General features: G+C 70.2%; 17 protein-coding genes. 10 read left to right on the top strand and 7 right to left on the bottom strand.

Annotated elements, in window-relative coordinates; translation table 11 throughout:
* Window positions 1–3: 3 nt before the first annotated feature.
* Together ACIRL2_RS07240 and ACIRL2_RS07235 are read right to left on the bottom strand one after the other, a co-directional pair.
* On the bottom strand, window positions 4–285 hold the full coding sequence (locus tag ACIRL2_RS07240; RefSeq protein WP_395873402.1) for a type II toxin-antitoxin system Phd/YefM family antitoxin: 282 nt from the start codon (window positions 283–285) through the stop codon (window positions 4–6).
* Between the two features lie 53 nt (window positions 286–338).
* Window positions 339–1,208, bottom strand: coding sequence for a TetR/AcrR family transcriptional regulator (locus ACIRL2_RS07235; protein WP_402230731.1), 870 nt, complete (start codon window positions 1,206–1,208; stop codon window positions 339–341).
* Between the two features lie 84 nt (window positions 1,209–1,292).
* On the opposite strand from ACIRL2_RS07235, the gene ACIRL2_RS07230 reads away from it, so the two are divergent.
* The 8 genes from ACIRL2_RS07230 to ACIRL2_RS07195 all read left to right on the top strand — a co-directional run bounded on the left by ACIRL2_RS07230 (window position 1,293) and on the right by ACIRL2_RS07195 (window position 11,345).
* Complete coding sequence (locus tag ACIRL2_RS07230; protein ID WP_395873404.1) at window positions 1,293–1,886, top strand: NADPH-dependent FMN reductase; 594 nt, start codon at window positions 1,293–1,295, stop codon at window positions 1,884–1,886.
* A gap of 84 nt (window positions 1,887–1,970) precedes the next feature.
* Entirely contained in the window at window positions 1,971–3,527 is a 1,557-nt protein-coding gene (locus ACIRL2_RS07225; protein ID WP_402230728.1) for an MDR family MFS transporter, read from the top strand.
* 70 nt (window positions 3,528–3,597) lie between these two features.
* A complete protein-coding gene (locus ACIRL2_RS07220; protein WP_402230861.1) occupies window positions 3,598–4,602 on the top strand; it encodes a methionine synthase in 1,005 nt (334 codons plus the stop codon).
* Between the two features lie 82 nt (window positions 4,603–4,684).
* A complete protein-coding gene (gene ligA, locus ACIRL2_RS07215; protein WP_402230726.1) occupies window positions 4,685–6,883 on the top strand; it encodes an NAD-dependent DNA ligase LigA in 2,199 nt (732 codons plus the stop codon).
* A gap of 132 nt (window positions 6,884–7,015) precedes the next feature.
* Window positions 7,016–9,124, top strand: a complete 2,109-nt coding sequence (locus ACIRL2_RS07210; protein ID WP_402230723.1) for a putative bifunctional diguanylate cyclase/phosphodiesterase — start codon at window positions 7,016–7,018, stop codon at window positions 9,122–9,124.
* Between the two features lie 227 nt (window positions 9,125–9,351).
* Window positions 9,352–9,963: a hypothetical protein gene (locus ACIRL2_RS07205; protein ID WP_402230721.1), complete on the top strand. Its 612-nt coding sequence runs from the start codon at window positions 9,352–9,354 to the stop codon at window positions 9,961–9,963.
* A 141-nt stretch (window positions 9,964–10,104) separates the two neighbouring features.
* On the top strand, window positions 10,105–10,638 hold the full coding sequence (locus ACIRL2_RS07200; RefSeq protein ID WP_395873409.1) for a SigE family RNA polymerase sigma factor: 534 nt from the start codon (window positions 10,105–10,107) through the stop codon (window positions 10,636–10,638).
* Entirely contained in the window at window positions 10,635–11,345 is a 711-nt protein-coding gene (locus ACIRL2_RS07195; RefSeq protein WP_402230718.1) for a hypothetical protein, read from the top strand. The genes ACIRL2_RS07200 and ACIRL2_RS07195 overlap by 4 nt, the downstream gene beginning before the upstream one ends.
* 95 nt (window positions 11,346–11,440) lie before the next feature.
* Here the strand turns inward: ACIRL2_RS07195 and ACIRL2_RS07190 are convergent, their stop codons facing one another.
* The 4 genes from ACIRL2_RS07190 to ACIRL2_RS07175 all read right to left on the bottom strand — a co-directional run bounded on the left by ACIRL2_RS07190 (window position 11,441) and on the right by ACIRL2_RS07175 (window position 13,726).
* Window positions 11,441–11,863, bottom strand: a complete 423-nt coding sequence (locus tag ACIRL2_RS07190) for a VOC family protein (RefSeq protein WP_402230716.1) — start codon at window positions 11,861–11,863, stop codon at window positions 11,441–11,443.
* 587 nt (window positions 11,864–12,450) lie between these two features.
* Complete coding sequence (locus tag ACIRL2_RS07185) at window positions 12,451–12,639, bottom strand: DUF397 domain-containing protein (RefSeq protein ID WP_402230713.1); 189 nt, start codon at window positions 12,637–12,639, stop codon at window positions 12,451–12,453.
* A 72-nt stretch (window positions 12,640–12,711) separates the two neighbouring features.
* Window positions 12,712–12,906: a DUF397 domain-containing protein gene (locus ACIRL2_RS07180; protein WP_402230711.1), complete on the bottom strand. Its 195-nt coding sequence runs from the start codon at window positions 12,904–12,906 to the stop codon at window positions 12,712–12,714.
* A 4-nt stretch (window positions 12,907–12,910) separates the two neighbouring features.
* Window positions 12,911–13,726 (bottom strand): Scr1 family TA system antitoxin-like transcriptional regulator, encoded by an 816-nt coding sequence (locus ACIRL2_RS07175; RefSeq protein ID WP_402230708.1) that lies wholly within the window; start codon window positions 13,724–13,726, stop codon window positions 12,911–12,913.
* Between the two features lie 128 nt (window positions 13,727–13,854).
* Between ACIRL2_RS07175 and ACIRL2_RS07170 the strand changes: the two genes are divergently transcribed.
* Both ACIRL2_RS07170 and ACIRL2_RS07165 read left to right on the top strand, forming a co-directional pair.
* A complete protein-coding gene (locus tag ACIRL2_RS07170; RefSeq protein WP_402230706.1) occupies window positions 13,855–14,079 on the top strand; it encodes a hypothetical protein in 225 nt (74 codons plus the stop codon).
* A 218-nt stretch (window positions 14,080–14,297) separates the two neighbouring features.
* Window positions 14,298–15,488, top strand: coding sequence for an amidohydrolase family protein (locus tag ACIRL2_RS07165; protein ID WP_402230703.1), 1,191 nt, complete (start codon window positions 14,298–14,300; stop codon window positions 15,486–15,488).
* A 60-nt stretch (window positions 15,489–15,548) separates the two neighbouring features.
* Here ACIRL2_RS07165 and ACIRL2_RS07160 read toward each other — a convergent pair whose 3' ends face one another.
* Window positions 15,549–16,349 carry a DUF6585 family protein gene (locus tag ACIRL2_RS07160; protein WP_402230700.1) on the bottom strand — a complete coding sequence of 267 codons (801 nt, stop codon included), beginning with the start codon at window positions 16,347–16,349 and terminating at the stop codon, window positions 15,549–15,551.
* Window positions 16,350–16,744 lie beyond the last annotated feature (395 nt).

Raw genomic sequence — 16,744 nt, 5'->3', positions numbered from 1 at the left:
GAATCAGCCCTGTTGGGCCCGGAGCAGGGCGGCCATCTCCTCGAGGGAAACCGACCCTTCGACGCCCTCGGATTCCGACTCGTCCGCCAGCGTGTTGAGCCAGGAGTCCTCGACTCGGTCCGCGAGCTGCCGCAGGCGTTGGTACTCGTGGATATCGATCACGATGGCCTCCTCCCTCCCCCGTCGCGTGATGATCGTCGGCGTCTCGTCCCGCCGAGCGCGATCGAGGACGTCCGCGAGGTGGCTGCGGACCTCGGCCATGGAGGCAATCACGGGCTCACTCATGTCACGAATGTATCAGATGTACATGCAGTACATGACGAACCCGTCTCGCGAGGTCAGATGCCCAGGCGGGTGGCGAGGCCGTCGAGGATGCAGTCGAGGGCGGTTTCGAATTGCCAGCGCGGATCGTCCTTGCGCCGGGCGGCCCCGAGGTACGCGTGGAAGGTGGGGTAGCGGCCCGTGTTCATCAGGTAGGTCATCTCCGGGGCGAGCTGCGTTCGCAGTGCGTGGCCGTCGGCGGCGCCCCGCACCTCCATCAGCCGCCGGGTGGCCACCTCGGAAGCGGTGCGGCCCTGAACGAACGCACCGACCGTGTCCACCGCGACCATCAACTCGTCCGGCGGAAGGTCGAGTTCGGCCAGTGCGGCCATCCCCCACTCGACCACCGCCAGCCGGTTCGGGGTGAGCGAGATCGCCGCGCGCGCCGACGGCAACAGCACCAGCCACGGATGCCGCAGGACGATGTCGCGGGTGTTCGTCGCGAGCGTCCGCAGCGTCGCCCGCCAGCCCGCGCCGGTCTCGGGCGCGGGCAGTTCGCCGTAGACCCGGTCGACCATCAGCTCCAACAGGTCGTCCTTGCCCGACACGTACCGATAGGCCGCCATCGGCGCGACGCCCAGTTCGGTCGCCAGTCGCCGCATCGTCACCGCGTCGATGCCCTCGGCGTCGGCGATCCCGACCGCGACCTCGGCGATCCGCGCCGGGGTGAGCACGGTGCGCGGCGCGGGACTCGGGTTCTCCAGCCGTTCCCACAGCGAGACCCGGGGTTCGCCGCCCGCGTCCGACGCCGTGTCCGACCCTGCCTCCGGCCCCGCTTCGGCCGGTGCCGCCTTCTTCTTCTGCCCGGCCATGAGCGCGGTCCTCCCGAAGTGCGTGGACGCGGCGATACGGCGGATGCCGCGGATGCACTGCCGCTGTGCGTACAACGTATCAAGAGTGGACGTCGTACACTCTCATGTGTACGTTGTATTTCAACAGATACGTTGTACACAGAACATCGAGGAGCCGGCATGCCCGCCACCACCCCCCTGCGCCTCGCGGTCATCGTCGGCAGCACCCGGGACGGCCGTTTCGCGCCCATCGTGGCCGAGTGGACCCGCGCCCACGCCGCCGGTCGCGACGATCTGACCGTGGACGTCGTCGACCTGATCGAGACCCCGCTGCCCACCGTGTTCCCGGCCTTCGGGCAACCGCCGGCACCCGGCACCGCCGAGTTGCTCGCCGAGGTTTCGCCCCGGCTGGCCGCCGCCGACGCGTTCGTGATCGTCACGCCGGAGTACAACCACAGCTTCCCGGCCGCGCTGAAGAACGCGATCGACTGGCACAACCGGGAGTGGCACGCCAAGCCGGTCGGCTTCGTGTCCTACGGCGGGGTCTCCGGCGGCCTGCGCGCGGTCGAGCAGCTTCGGGTCGTGCTGGCCGAGCTGCACGCGGTCACCGTGCGGGACACGGTCAGCTTCCACGGCCACTGGGACAAGTTCGACGCCGACGGCAAGGCCGTCGACCCGGCCTCGGACGCCGCCGCGAAGACCATGCTCGACCAACTCGTGTGGTGGGCGCACACCCTGCGCGACGCCAAGGCCGTCCGCCCGTACGCGGCCTGACTCCTCCACGGCCTTCGAGCCCGACGACCCTCCCCGAACCCGACGACGCCTTCGAACCCGACCACCCGCCACGAGGGAAGCGCCATGTCACACGAATCCGAGACCCCACCCGGCAAAATCCCGTTCGGCGTCGTCGGCCTGGTCCTCGGCATGTTCCTGGGCATGCTCGACGGCACCATCGTGGGCACCGCGCTGCCCACCATCGTCGGCGACCTCGGCGGCTTGGACCGGCTGTCCTGGGTGGTGACCGCCTACCTGCTCGCCGCCGCCGCGACCACACCGATCTGGGGCAAGCTCGGCGACCTCTACGGTCGCAAGGGCGTGTTCACGGCCTCGATCGGCGTGTTCCTGGTCGGCTCGATGCTCTCCGGGATGGCCCGGGACATGAACGAGTTGATCGCCTTCCGCGCCGTCCAGGGACTGGGCGCGGGCGGACTGATGGTCGGCGCGTTCGCGCTGATCGGCGTGCTCGTACCGCCGCGCGACAGCGGCCGGGTGCAGGCGCTGTTCGGCGCGATCATGCCGATCGCGCTGATCGGCGGGCCGCTGCTGGGCGGCTTCCTCACCGATCACCTGGATTGGCGCTGGGCGTTCTACGTCAACGTGCCGATCGGAGTGCTCGCGCTCGCCATCGTCGGCTTCGGCATCCGGCTCGACACCGTGCGGATCAAGGCCCGGATCGACTACGCCGGCGCCGCGCTGCTGACCATCGGGATCGTCGCGCTGACCCTGCTGGCCGGCTGGGCGGGCACCACGTACGCGTGGACCTCGCCGCAGATCCTCGGCCTGGCCGCGCTCACCGTCGTCACGCTGGCCGCCTTCGTCCCGGTCGAGCGCCGCGCGGCCGAACCGATCATCCCGCCCCGGCTGTTCGCCGATCGCAACTTCGCCGTCGCACAGGTGCTCGGCTTCCTGGTCGGGGCGGTGATGATGGCCGCGAGCAACTACCTCCCGCAGTACATGCAGTTCGTCCGAGGCGCCTCGCCCACGGCGGGCGGGCTGCTGCTCCTGCCGCTGATGTTCGGCATGCTCGGCGTACAGATCACCAGCGGCCGACTGATCAGCCGCACCGGTCGCTACCGGGTGTACCCGATCCTGGGCGGTGCGGTGATGACCGTCGGCGCGCTCGTACTGCTCGGTCTGGGCGTGCACACAAACACGGCCGTGGCCTCGGCGCTGACCCTGGTGATCGGGGTGGGCGTGGGCTTCGTGATGCAGAGCACGATCCTGATCACCATGAACAGCGCCGACCCGCGCGACCTGGGCGCGGCGAGCGGTACCGCGACGCTCGCCCGGACGATCGGCGGCTCGCTCGGCGTCGCGCTGCTCGGCGCGGTGTACGCGCACCGCTTCGAGGCCGGCCTGGGACCGGAGCACGCCGGCGGAGGCGACCCGACCCCCGCCGCGTTGCGCGAGTTGCCCGCCGCCACGCGGGACGCCTTCCACACGGCGGTCACCGGCGGTCTGCACGGCGTGGCGATCGGACTGGCGATCCTGTCCGCGCTCGCGTTCGCCTTGTCCTGGTTCGTCCGCGAGGTCCCGCTGCGCTCGGCCGCCGACGCACCGGCCCGACCCGGCGCGCCGGACACCACACCGGACACCGCCGCGCCGGCCGGCGGCACACGAGCCGCCTCGAACTAAGCTTCCGGGCGTGGACACCCCAGAACGTACTTCTCCCCGGCCACCCGGCAGCGCCACCGGGGTCGGTTCCATGCCCGGCGAGGACATCCGCGAGACCGTCAAGATGGTGCTCGGTCTGCTGACCGACCTGCCGCACCTGCCCGAGCTGCCCGCTCGCGGTCCGGGCGCCGACCTGACCGGCCGCTCGGCCGGGATGCTCGTCGACCTCTACACCGACGTACAGCCCTCCGGGTGGCGCTTCGTGGACCGCCCCGGGCGCGACCACCGCCGGGCCCGCTCGTACCTGGGCCAGGACTTGGACGCCCTGGAGGAGTTCACCCAGGGCTGGACCGGTCCGCTCAAGCTCCAGGTCGCGGGCCCGTGGACGCTCGCCGCCACGATCGAACTGACCTACGGCGACAAGGCGTTGGCCGATCCGGGGGCGTGCCGGGACCTGGCCGTGTCACTCACCGAGGGCATCCGGCTGCACGTGTCGGAGGTGGCCCGGCGGATCCCCGGCGCCGACCTGGTGCTGCAACTGGACGAGCCCGCGCTGCCCGGCGTGATCGCCGGCGACGTGCCGACCGCGAGCGGCTTCGGCCGGCTGCGCGCCGTGGACAAGGCGGTGGTCCGCGACACCCTGCGGGACGTGATCGCGGGCGCGGGTGTGCCGACGATCGTGCACTGCTGCGCGCCCGGCACGCCGATCACGCTGCTGCGCCAGGCCGGCGCGGCGGGCGTCTCGCTCGACGTCTCGCTGCTTCGGCGGTCCCAGGACGAATCGATCGGCGAGGCGGTCGAGGCCGGCTTCCGGCTCTTCGCCGGCGTGGTGCCGAGTCTGCCTCCGGAGAGCGACGCGTCCGAGGTCAAGCCCGGTGTGGGAGCGCGTCCACTGTCCGACCCGCCCGGTACCGTCAGGTCTGTCGGAACGTTGTGGAACAGGCTCGGTTTCCCGCCGGAGTCCCTGGCCGAAGCCGTCGTGGTGACCCCCACGTGTGGCCTCGCCGGTGCCTCTCCGGCGTACGCCCGGGCCGCTCTGTCCCACAGCGTGGCTGCCGGCCGGGTGCTTCGGGACGACCCCGAAGGCGCCATGTAGCGAAACGCGGCGGCGCGCCTCGGCGACCGCCCGCGGGACGCCGCGAACCTCATTCGAACTGGTGGCGCTGGAGGGCGACGACGTGGCTGGTGCGACGACCGGAGTGGACGAGATCCCGGCCGAGGTGCGCGAACGCGCCGCGACCCTCGCCCGTGAGCTGGAGGAGCACCGCTTCCGCTACTACGTGAAGGACGCGCCGGTGGTCAGCGACGGCGAGTTCGACGCGCTGATGCGGGAGCTGGAGGCGATCGAGGAGGAGTATCCGGCGCTGCGCACGCCGGATTCGCCGACCCAGAAGGTGGGCGGCACGTACTCGACCGACTTCACCTCGGTGGACCACCTGGAACGCCTGCTCAGCCTCGACAACGCGATGAACGAGGACGAGCTCGACGAGTGGGACGACCGGCTCACCCGCGAGTTGGGGACGGGGTCGTTCCACTATCTGTGCGAGCTGAAGATCGACGGGTTGGCGATCAACCTCCTGTATGAGAACGGTCGGCTGGTGCGCGCGCTGACGCGCGGCGACGGCCGCACCGGTGAGGACGTCACACCGAACATCCGCACGATCGCCGAGATCCCGACGAGGTTGCGCGACGACGGCGGCCACGACGTACCCGAGTTGGTCGAGATCCGGGGCGAGGTGTTCTTCCCGATCGAGAAGTTCGACGAGCTGAACGCGCGCCTGGTCGAGGCCGGCGAGAAGCCGTTCGCCAACCCGCGCAACGCCGCTGCCGGATCGTTGCGGCAGAAGGACCCCCGGGTGACCGCGTCCCGCCCGCTGCACATGATCGTGCACGGCATCGGCGCCCGTCGGGGCTTCGACATCGACTGTCAGTCGCACGCGTACGAGCGCCTGCACGCGTGGGGGCTGCCGACCGCGCAGCACAACAAGGTGGTCGACACGATCGAGGAAGTGAAGGAGTTCGTCCGCTACTTCGGCGAGCACCGCAACTCGGTCGAGCACGAGATCGACGGCATCGTGATCAAGGTCGACGAGATCCCGATCCAGGGCCGGCTCGGCGCGACGTCGAAGGCTCCCCGGTGGGCGATCGCGTTCAAGTACCCGCCCCAGGAGGTCAACACCAAGCTGCTCGACATCGAGGTGGGCGTCGGCCGCACGGGCCGGGTGACGCCGTACGCGGTGATGGAGCCGGTGGCGGTGGCGGGATCGGTGGTGGCGTACGCGACGCTGCACAACCAGAACGTGGTCAAGGCCAAGGGCGTCTGGATCGGCGACACCGTGGTGCTGCGCAAGGCGGGTGACGTGATCCCGGAGATCCTCGGCCCGGTCGCCGACCTGCGCCCCGCGGACGCCCGCGAGTTCGTGATGCCGACCGAATGTCCGGAGTGCGGCACCGCGTTGCGAGCGATGAAGGAGGGCGACATCGACGTACGTTGCCCGAACGCTCGTTCGTGCCCGGCGCAGTTGCGTGAGCGCCTGTTCTATCTCGCCGGCCGCAAGGCGCTCGACATCGACGGCATGGGCTACGTCGCGGCGACCGCGCTGACCCAACCGTTGGAGCCGGCCGTACCGCCCGTGGTGAACGAGGGCGATCTGTTCTCGCTGACGGTGGAGCAGTTGTTGCCGATCAAGGTGGTCGTCCGCGAACAACGGACCGGCATGCCCAAGATCGACGAGAAGACCGGCGAGCCGAAGGTCGTGACCTTCTTCGCCAACCAGAAGGGCGAACCCAAGCAGACCGTCGCCACGCTGCTCGAGGGTCTGGAGAAGGCCAAGACCCAGCCGCTGTGGCGCATCCTGACGGCACTGTCCATCCGACACGTCAGCGACACCACCGCCCGGGCCATCACCAGCGGCTTCCACGACCTCGATCGGCTCGCGGCGGCCTCCGAGGAGGAGATCGCGGCGGTCGACGGTGTCGGCCCGATCATCGCCAAGGCGGTCACCGAGTGGTTCGCCGAGGAGTGGCACCGCGAGATCATCGAGAAGTGGCGCGCCGCCGGCGTACGGCTCGCCGAGGAGGGTTCGGACGAGGAGAAGGCTCCCGGCCCGCTTGACGGAATTGTGACGGTCGTCACCGGAACGCTTGTCGGATTCACCCGGGACAGCTCCAAGGAGGCCCTGGAGCAGCTCGGCGCCAAGGTGACGGGTTCGGTCTCGAAGAAGACCGACTTCGTGGTTGTCGGCGACAATCCCGGCTCCAAATACGACAAGGCCGTGCAACTGGGGCTGCCGATCCTCGACGACGAGGGCTTCGCGGTGCTCTTGGCCGACGGGCCCGAAGCGGCCCGTGCGTGGGTGGCCGAGCGTGCCGGCTGATAACCCTCCCTAGCGATGCCGGAACGACCTACCCTGGGCGGGAGCTTGCCCACCCGGCGGGCTCGGTGCCCCACAGGCGTACCCGTCCCGGCGCCCGGGATGCCGCCCGACGAGGCCGCAGGGAGCAGGCGCATGGGTCGGATCGGCAGGACGGACCTGTCGCGACTGGCGCGACCACGCGCGTTCTTCATCCACACCGGGTTGGTCGCACTGGTCGGCGTGTTCGCACTCGTCGTACCACCCACGATCGCCCTGGCAGACGGTCACTGTCCGGTCCCGCTGACACCCGGCGTGTGGATCATGCTCGCGTTGGTGTCGATCGACGGCGTGTACACGGCGCTCACGCGCCGGGGGTTGTACATCCCCGGCGCCATGCCGTCGATCGCCATCACGTTCGGCCTGCTGCTCGTGCACGGGTGGCAGGTCGCCGCGCTGTGGCAGGCCGTTCCGGTCCTGGTCTCCGGCCTGCTCAGAGGCGATTCGTGGTGGCGGGTGGGCTACACCATGGGCCACTACGTACTCTCCTTCATCGCCGCCGACGTGGTGCTCGGGCTGTTCGGCATCGAACCCGGTCCGGACGAGGCACGCGGGCTGAGCGTGGTGGACTTTCCCGTGGTCGCGCTGGCCGGACTCGCGATGGCGGCCGTGTCGCAGACGTCCGGGTGGCTGGCCCGGGCGAGTTGGCGCGGGACGAGTGTGTTCACGCTCGTGCGCGCCGAGTTGCGGCAACGGGTGGTCTCGCACGGAGCGCTGATCGGCCTGTCCCCGCTGATCGCCGTCGTGGCCGCGGAACAGCCCTGGCTGCTACCGCTGTTCGTGGTCCCGCTGCACACCCTCTACCGCAGCACGATGGTGCGTTTCGACCGTGAGCAGGAGTCGCGGCACGACGCGCTCACCGGCCTGCCGAACCGGCGGTTGTTGCTGGAGCGCGGCGAGGAGGCGCTGGGCCGGGCCGGCGGCCGAGGTGGCCGGGTCGCCCTGCTCCTGCTCGACCTGCACCGCTTCCACGAGGTCAACGACACGCTCGGACACGTCGCCGGCGACCGGCTGTTGCAGCAGGTCGGCGCGCGCCTGGAAACGCTGGTCCGCCCCGGGGACACGGTGGCCCGCCTCGGCGGCGACGAATTCGCCCTGCTCCTCCCGGGATTGGACATGGGCGCGGATCGGCAGACCGCGCAGGAGGTGGTCCTCGGGCTCGCCCATCGCATCGTCGATCGCCTCGGCGAGCCGTTCGACCTGGACGAGTTGACGCTGGACGTCGAGGCCAGCGTCGGCGTCGCGATCTTCCCGGATCACGCCTCCGACGTGCTGGGACTGCTGCAATTCGCCGACGTGGCGATGTACTTGGCCAAGCGCTCGCGCAGCGGCGTGGAGCTGTACGACGACTCGCGCGACGTGAACACCCGGGACAAGCTGCTGCTGCTCGGTGACCTGCGGCGGGCCCTGGACAACCACGAGGTCGAGTTGCATTACCAGCCGAAGATTCGGCTGGCCGACGGTCGGGTGGACGGCTGCGAGGCGCTGGTGCGCTGGCGGCATCCGACCCGGGGTCAGGTCTCGCCCGAGGAGTTCGTACTACTGGCCGAACAGACCGGGCTGATGCCCCGACTCACCCGCTACGTGGTGGACGTCGCGCTGGACCAGGTGGCGCGTTGGCACGCGGAGGGCATCGACGTCCCGGTCGCGGTGAACATCTCCGCGCGCGACATCCATGTGCCCTCGTTCGCCGACTCGGTGGCGGCCGGGTTGCACGAACACGGGGTCGCGGCGGGCGCGTTGCAGTTGGAGATCACCGAACGGGTGCTCCTGGAGGAACCGCAGCGGGCCGCCGAATCGCTGGACGCGCTGCGCCGGTTGGGTGTGCGGCTGTCTCTGGACGACTTCGGCACCGGCTACTCCTCGCTCGTGCACCTGCGGCACATCCCGGTGAGCGAGATCAAGATCGACCGGTCGTTCGTGGCCCGCCTGACCATGAACGAGGAGGACGCCGCGATCGTCTGCTCGATCGTGCAACTCGCCCACTCGCTGGGTTTGCGCGTGGTCGCCGAGGGCGTCGAAGACGAGGCCACCTACCAGCGTCTGCGCGAACTGGGCTGCGACGCGGCCCAGGGCTGGCTGATGTCCAAGGCGCTGCCGAGCGACGAGGCCACCGCCTGGCTGCTGCGCCACGGCGCGGGCGCGCACGCCACGCCCGCGGTGCCGACCGAGATCCACCACCACCGCCGGGCGGATGTGAGCTGAGTCCTTCGGCGCGGGCTGAGGTCCGGCCTCGCCGGTCCTAGGGATGGCGCGCGTCGGTGCGGCGGCGCGGCGATGCATCGGTGCGGCGGTGCGGCGCCACGACCGGGGGCGCGAAAAGATCCGTCCTCGGCCGAGCAACGATTTCCGGGATCGTCCCGTCAGGAGGGGTGGCCGGGTCGACGATCCGGCCCAAGTCACCTGCTCGGCACGACAATCGGAGCCTTCTGATGACGATGACCTCGACCACGCGGCGAAGCCGCACCCGCATGCTCGTCGCCGCTCTCGGCGCGGCGGCCGTGGTCGCCTTGGGCGGCGTGGCGTTCGCGTCCGGCGACGACACCCCGGCCGATCCGCAGCCGAACCGAGTCGCCGCCGCGCCCGCCGCGCCCGCCGCGCCCGCCGCGCCCCTCGCGTCCTCGTCGGCGCGCGTGGTCGAGCCCGAGGAGCGGATCGACGTCGGCGGCGGCAACTCCACGTGGCTCACCACGGAGGGCTATCACTTCGTCCAGAACGCGGCCCAGCATGGCGCACAGTTCGGCAAGGCCGTCCTCTTCAGGGACTTCCCGGTCGGCACCGTCGACATCCGCGCGTACGAGGGTCGGGGATCCAACCTGTACACCGGTGCATACCGAGGCAACGGCGTGGTCGCCCGCGTGACCGTGGAGGTGGCGGGCCGGACGCTGGAGGCGAAGCTGCTGACCCTCGCGGGCTCCCCGGGCTGGTCCGCGTTCTATGTCGACGGCCCCGTGGTGCCCCTCCCGCAGTCGAAGTGGGACCCCCCGTTCACCGCTCCCGTCAAGGTCTACGCGGCGGACGGCACCGTGCTCGCGAGTCTGTAGAGACGCTCGACCGGACCCCTCGACCGAACGCGCGGGGGTTCGCGCGATGACGTGCCGGTGGTGCGAGGCGAGCGCTCGCCTCGCATACCGGCACGCCGTCCGATCTCCGGCGCGGCCGGGCCATCCAGTTGAGGGAATCGCTTGAACACCACGAAGGACGCGGAGTTCCGGGACTTCATGACCAGCCGCTGGTCGCACCTGCTGCGCACCGCGTTTCTCCTCACCGGCGGCCATCACCACGATGCGGAGGACCTCGCCCAGAGCACGTTGGCCAGGGTCTACGCGAAGTGGGAGCGTGTCCGGCGCACCGAGAACATGGACGGCTACGTCCGGCAGATCATGGTCAACGTGCACACCGATCGGCATCGGCGACACCGCGTCCGGGAGTGGATCACCGCCCGGGTACCGGACGTTGCCGCCTCGGACCGAACCGGCCGGCTCGCCGACCGCGACGTATTGCTGACGGCTCTCGCCCGCCTGCCCGCCCGACAACGCGCCGCGGTGGTGCTGAGCTATTTCGAGGACATGTCGCAGGCGGAGGTCGCCGCGGCTCTCGGGGTCGGACTGGGCACCGCAAAAAGCCAGGTCTCCCGGGGACTGGCGAAGCTGCGCCAGGACGGCGCGTTGCACGGTCTCCGGAACACGGACGCGCTGACGAAGGAAGAAGCCCGGTGAACGAGGACCACGACGTACTGCGCGCGATGCTCGGCGAATCCGCCGCCCGGGCCCCGGTGGTCGTCGCACCGATCGAGGCGACGATGCGCCGCGGCCGAGCGCTGCGCACCCGGCGTCGGGCCGCCGGCCTGGCCGCGACGGTGGCCGCGCTCGGCGTGCTGGGCCTGGGCCTGGGCGGCGTGCTTGGCTCCTCGCCGTCCGCACACCGGTCGGCCGTCGCGCCGGAGCAGACCCGCCGACCGCTCCCGCCACCCACCGTGCAGCCATTCGTGCTGGCCGCCGACCAGCGCGTCGACACCGGCTTCCGGCACAGCATGTGGCTCACCGCGGATGGCTACCACTTCGTGTCGAACGCCGCGCTCACCGGCAGCCAGTACGGAGAGGCGGTCCTGGATCCGAGGTCACACCCCGGTGACGTCGATCTGCGGGTCTTCCAAGGCCCCGACTCGACTCTGTACACCGGTGCCTATCGCGGCGCTGCCCCGGTGGGCCGAGTGTTCGTCACCGTGAACGGTCGGACCCTCGAAGCCCAAACCCTCACCCTCGACGGAAAGCCTGGTTGGTTCGCGTACTACCTCGAAGTACCCACGGCCGAGACCCGCTTCCCGACGAGCACACGCGAAACGCCCGACGGTGCCGACGTCTACACCGCCGACGGTACATTCCTCACCCACACGTCCTTGACCGACCCGACCGTCAACCTGTGACGGGGCTGCGTCGCCCGGAAACGGGCGACGCAGCCGGGTGGTTCGTCAGGCCGGTGGTCGGCGGGGGTCGACCCGAAGGAGCATCGGGGGCCGCCTCACTGCGCTTCGGCCGCCGCCCGCTCTCGTTCCAGCACCGCGACGCGATCCGCCTCGCTCGCCTCGATGCAGAACTCGTTGCCGGCCGGGTCCTCGAAGACCACCCAGCCCCGGCCGTTCGGCTTGCGCCGGTCGTCGACGATCACGCCGCCGAGCGCGAGCACCCGCTCGACCTCCTCCTCGCGCGAACGCCCGGGCTCCAGGTCGAGGTGCACCCGGTTCTTCAGCGTCTTCGCCTCGGGCACCCGCACGAACAGCAGCGTCATCTGTCCGGCGGGCGTGTCCAGGCCGACCTCGTCGTCACCGGGTGAGTCGTCCGCGTCCACCGGAAGATCGAGCACCTGCCCCCAGAACCGCGCGAGTTCATAGGGCTCGTGCGGCGGAGCGCAATCGAAGGTGATGTGCCGGATGGTGGAACCCACGCGATCTCCCAAGGCTGGAGAAGGAACCGGACCGAACACCCCTACCGAACACCAAAGCGAGCAACTCGGCTCGGGAATTTCGCGAGCAACTCGGCTCGACAAATTCGCGGCACCGGCGCCAAGCGGTGGTGACGAGACCGACCGAGAGACGCAGGATCGCGGGTGGGGTGGCCGAGTAGTGACGACCGCACGGCGGGTCACTCCGCCCGAACGCGGCGCGGGCCGGCCGTGCCCGGAGGCCGGCTGGTTGCCCGGAGGCCGGCTGGTTGCCCGGAGGCCGGCTGGTTGCCCGGAGGCCGGCTGGTTGCCCGGCGCTCCGCGCCGGGTTGCCTGTCCGCTCCGCAGCCACGGTCGAGTCGCCGCTCCGCGACGCGACGCACGTCCCCTACGGGGCCGGACGACGTCCGTGCGTTCGACCCTCTGGTCACCGTTGTCCTGGAGTATCCGGGAAGCCGGATCCGCCGACTGACCGCTGCTCGGGGCCGCAACCACAGCAGCGCGCCGAACGCGACAACGCAACCGAACCCCCCAGGCCGGCCACGCCTGAAGACGCCCCGGGCCTGGGGCTCGCCGGTTGCGTTGATTCGTCAGGACTTGCGTACACGGTCCAGCAGGGCCGACCACGAGGCGGGCGCGATGGTGAGGTGACCGAGGGCGGGCGCCTTGCTGTCGCGGACGGGAACGGCCGCGACGCCATCGGCAACCTCGACGCAGTCGCCGCCGTTGTTGCTGCTGTAGCTGCTCTTGCGCCAACAGTTGGGCGTGCTGCCGGACATAGGCTCACGGTTCCTTTCGCGGGCGATCCGGGCTTCGCCGCCTCGAAGTAGGCGGCAAAGCGCGGTGATTCGTCACGCCGGGTACAGAGAAACCAGCAGAGCCGTCCAAGAGGCGGGCGCGATGATGAGGTGACCGAGGGCGGGCGCCTTGCTGTCGCGGACGGGGACGGCCGCGAAGCCGTCGGCGACCTCGACACAGTCGCCGCCGTTGTCGCTGCTGTAGGTGCTCTTGCGCCAATGCTTGGACAAGGGTGCGTCTGTGGTCATGGGATCACAGGTCCTTCAGCACGGAAGCAATCAGATCAATTGATCGTGTGGTCGACAGGGCTTCGGCGGCCAGCAGGTCATGAGTGCGGTGAGCTGTCTTTACGTGCGCCGGTTCAGCGAGGATCTGCCCTCGCAGGAATCCGTCCACGTAGACCACGTCTCGTCCCTCATCCAGCGTCAATGATGCGAACGGCCCGGCGGCCCCGGCGTGACCTCCCGACTCGTAGGGAATCACTTGAATCACGAAGCGAGGGTGCCGGGCAAGCTCAATCAGCCTTTCGAGCTGTTCCCGCATCACGTCACGGCCTCCCCAAACACGACGCAGTACGTTCTCGTCCAGCACCGCGCGGAAGTCTGGAAGCTCCTTACGTTCGAAGATGCGCTGGCGGTGCAGCCGGGCGCTGACCTCCTCTTCCAGTTCCTTCGAGTCCGGGCGTCCAGGTGCCAGGATCGCCCGCGCATATCGCTCCGTCTGCAGCAATCCGGGCACGACCTGCACCTCGAACGACCGAATGATCGCTGCGGCCTCCTCGAATTCGGCGAACGGCCTGAACCAGCTCGGGAACGCATACCGAATCGTCAACGGCCACAGCCGCTGAAACCGGTCGCCCGTACCGAAGAGTTCATCGGCCAGCTTCGAGAGTTCCTCCGTCGGCAGTCGCTTCGCCGACTCAATCTTGTTCAGCAACGACGGAGCCATCCAGGCCCGTTTCGCCATCTCGCGCTGAGTCATCTTGATGCGCTCACGCTCACGCCGGAACTCGGTCGCATAGAACGCTAGTACGGACGCCGAGGGGTCCAATTCGGTGGCAGCGGACACATTGCTCCCGGGGACGTTGAAAACGAACGAAGTCAATCTCCTGCCCCTGCCGATCGTAAATGCCCACTGTCACGCTTGGCGTACAAACAGCTGCATTGAGCTCGTATGCCAAGGAAGGGCACGTCGACATGAGCCACCCCCGCCGGGCGTCCGCCGCATCACAACTCGCCTCCACCGAGGGCGATCCGTTCCCGGAACCGCCCGGCAGCGGCATCGTGATCGCCGTGTACTGGGTGGGGCCGGACGGGACGCGGGTCGTCGTACCGCCCCAACTCCACAAGCGTTCCTCGCGTGACCCGTGGCCGAGTACGAATCCGCCGTGTACGTGCTCGCCGGACTGCCCGATGCGGTGAACGACCCGTCGCCGCAGAGCGCACGACCCGCCGACCGGCCATGGGACCGGTGCGGCGGTCACCGCGCAGGCCGGTTGCCGACGGGCGCCCGGTGCGCGGCAGGGGGTCGGGCCGCTGACGGCGGGCCCGGCCCCCATTCGCCGTCGATGGTCCGGGCTTTCCGGGTATTTCGCGACTAGGGTGCTGTCCAGGGACCGACCCGAAGGGACGGGAACGACATGTTGGTGATCCGAGCCGCACGCGCCTTCGACGGCGAACGAGCGCTTCCCGGACCGGTGTCCGTCTTCGTGAAGGACGGTCGCATCCTCGGGCTGGAGTCCGGCGCATCCCCGATCCCGGACGGCTGGCTCCTGGTCGAACACCCCGCGGCGACCGTGCTCCCCGGCCTGTTCGACCTGCACAGCCACCTAGGCGGGGACAGTCGCGACGGCGCGCTCGACCGGCTGCCGGACTACTCCCCCGAGGAACTCGACGCCGTGATCACCGACTCGCTACGGCGCGAACTGGCCGTCGGGGTGACCGTGGTGCGCGATCTGGGCGACCGCGACTGGTCGGTGCTGCACCGGCGCGATCGGGCGGCGGACGGTCTGCCCACGCCGAGCATCCTGGCCGCCGGGCCGCCGATCACCAGTGCCAAGGGGCACTGTTGGCGCTTCGGCAGCGAGGTCGTCGGGCTCGATCAACTGCGCGCGGCCGTTCGGGAGCGGGCCGAGCGCGGTGTGGACGTGGTCAAGGTCATGGGCAGTGGCGGCACGATGACCCCGGGTACCGACGTGATGCACTGCCAATTCACCTTGCCGGAACTGCGTCTGGTCGTGGACGAGGCACACGCCGCCGGGCTGCCGGTGACCGTGCACGCACACAACCTGCCCGCCGTCGAACAGGCCCTCGCCGCGCACGCCGACGGCATCGAGCACTGCACGTGCCTGACCGATCGGGGTGTGGAGATCTCCGACGACCTGCTGCACCGACTCGCGGCGCGGCGGATCGCCGTGTGTCCCACGCTCGGTACCGATCCGGACGCGCTCCCGCCGCCGGCGGTGCGGGAGTTGCTGGAGCGCATCGGAGCGACCCGCGAGGTCCGACTCGCCCACGTGGCCCGCGCACACCGGGCCGGGGTCCGCATCGTCTCCGGAGCCGACTCGGGGATCACCGCCGCCAAGCCGCACGGGAGCCTGCCGCAGGCGATCGCCGATCTGGTCGTCGGCGGCGTCTCGGCAGCCGAGGCCCTCGCCTCGGCCACCTCCGTCGCCGCCGACGCGGTCGGTCTCGGCGAACGCAAGGGCCGACTCCGCGCCGGCCACGACGCCGACCTCCTGCTGTGCGACGGCGACCCCCTCGACCGCATCGACGCGCTCACCGCCGTCACGGCGGTCATGGTCGGCGGCACCTGGGCGAACCTCGCCTAGGCCGTTCCGCTTTCGACTCGATGATCGGGAACCGCCGCCGGAGCGCCGACCTTCGCCGGATCAGACCGGATCGCCTGACCGCGACCGATTCCCGGATGCCTCCTGGCGCATCCTCGTCGCCAGGGCCACGAAGACCGACAGATTCAGGACCGCCTCCGCAGGGAGCGTGGCCCACGGCTTCCGGTCGCCGCGCCGATGGATCTCCAGCCAACCCTGTTTCACCGTGACCCGGTCGACCTCGCGCCAGTCGAGCCGCTGATCGAGACACCCGACGCCGGCGGGATCGAGATGGGCCCCGAAGAAGTCGACCCGTTCGCCCGCCTTGAGCCGGTCCCTGTCCTGCGGCAGCCGTACCCGCGTGAATGCCTTGTCCAACTCGTCGGCGAACCGGGCGGCGCCCTTGTACACGTCGTTCACTTCGATCTCGTCGCCCTCACGCGGAGACACCCAGAGTTCGTGGATGGTGGCGCTGGTGATCCCGGTCGTCACTTTCGCGCTGCGCCGCCGGATGCCGTCGATCTCGTCCCAGGTGTACGGCTCCGGCACCCGCCCGGCGACCTCCCGGACGATGCCGTGCTCGTAGTGGCCCACCCAGACCGGCGCCTGCCGTCTGGTGAGTGCGAGGAAAAGGAAGTACCCGGCCGCACCGAATATGGCGGCGCCCAGAATGAGCAGCGGCAGCGAGTAGTACCAGGCGCCTTCGGTTCGCTGATCCTCCACGGCGAACGAGATGCCCAGCCAGAGCACCACCAGCCCGACCAGCGCCGGCAGCAGGACCACGATCCACGGGAAGCGCTTTGGTTCGGTCCACACCAGCCCCCGGCGCGGTCCGAGTTCGAAGTCCAGCGCGACTCCGCGCATGGCGGGCGGAACAGGGGTGGGACCACGATCCGACACGAGCCCCCCAAGGCCAGACAGCGAAGTGCCACCCTAGGGGCAGCGGAACTCGCCCAGGAAGAGCGAACCGACGCGTCGCTGACGGGGACAGCCCGACGCCCTGGGCCAGTTCGGAGCGCGGCGGGATCGGCCCAGGTGCGACCCCCGGCCCGGGGGCCGGCTTCGACGCATGGCGTGGCGGTTGCGATTGAGGCGGCTCGGGATGTGTACCCACCCGCTCCACCCGTTGCCTCCGGTGCGAAGGTTGGGGTTTCACAGGCACCGAGAAAGCCTGCTCCGGCCCCGCGGCCCCCGGTGTGGCTGCCCGCAGCTTGGTGCACCGGCTGCGAGAACCAGTCGGGCGCTCCCTGGGTCGCCGA

The sequence above is a fragment of the Embleya sp. NPDC127516 genome (assembly GCF_044765325.1).
GTDB lineage: Bacteria > Actinomycetota > Actinomycetes > Streptomycetales > Streptomycetaceae > Embleya.
The sequence above is the reverse complement of the archived record's forward strand: the minus strand, read 5'-3'. Positions and strand labels throughout refer to the sequence as shown.

Coding starts and splice junctions, on each gene's coding strand:
- ACIRL2_RS07240 (WP_395873402.1), bottom strand. CDS start 285: ATGAGTGAGCCCGTGATTGCCTCCATGGCCGAGGTCCGCAGCCACCTC.
- ACIRL2_RS07230 (WP_395873404.1), top strand. CDS start 1,293: ATGCCCGCCACCACCCCCCTGCGCCTCGCGGTCATCGTCGGCAGCACC.
- ACIRL2_RS07225 (WP_402230728.1), top strand. CDS start 1,971: ATGTCACACGAATCCGAGACCCCACCCGGCAAAATCCCGTTCGGCGTC.
- ACIRL2_RS07220 (WP_402230861.1), top strand. CDS start 3,598: ATGCCCGGCGAGGACATCCGCGAGACCGTCAAGATGGTGCTCGGTCTG.
- ACIRL2_RS07210 (WP_402230723.1), top strand. CDS start 7,016: ATGGGTCGGATCGGCAGGACGGACCTGTCGCGACTGGCGCGACCACGC.
- ACIRL2_RS07205 (WP_402230721.1), top strand. CDS start 9,352: ATGACGATGACCTCGACCACGCGGCGAAGCCGCACCCGCATGCTCGTC.
- ACIRL2_RS07185 (WP_402230713.1), bottom strand. CDS start 12,639: ATGTCCGGCAGCACGCCCAACTGTTGGCGCAAGAGCAGCTACAGCAGC.
- ACIRL2_RS07180 (WP_402230711.1), bottom strand. CDS start 12,906: ATGACCACAGACGCACCCTTGTCCAAGCATTGGCGCAAGAGCACCTAC.
- ACIRL2_RS07170 (WP_402230706.1), top strand. CDS start 13,855: ATGAGCCACCCCCGCCGGGCGTCCGCCGCATCACAACTCGCCTCCACC.
- ACIRL2_RS07165 (WP_402230703.1), top strand. CDS start 14,298: ATGTTGGTGATCCGAGCCGCACGCGCCTTCGACGGCGAACGAGCGCTT.
- ACIRL2_RS07160 (WP_402230700.1), bottom strand. CDS start 16,349: ATGCGCGGAGTCGCGCTGGACTTCGAACTCGGACCGCGCCGGGGGCTG.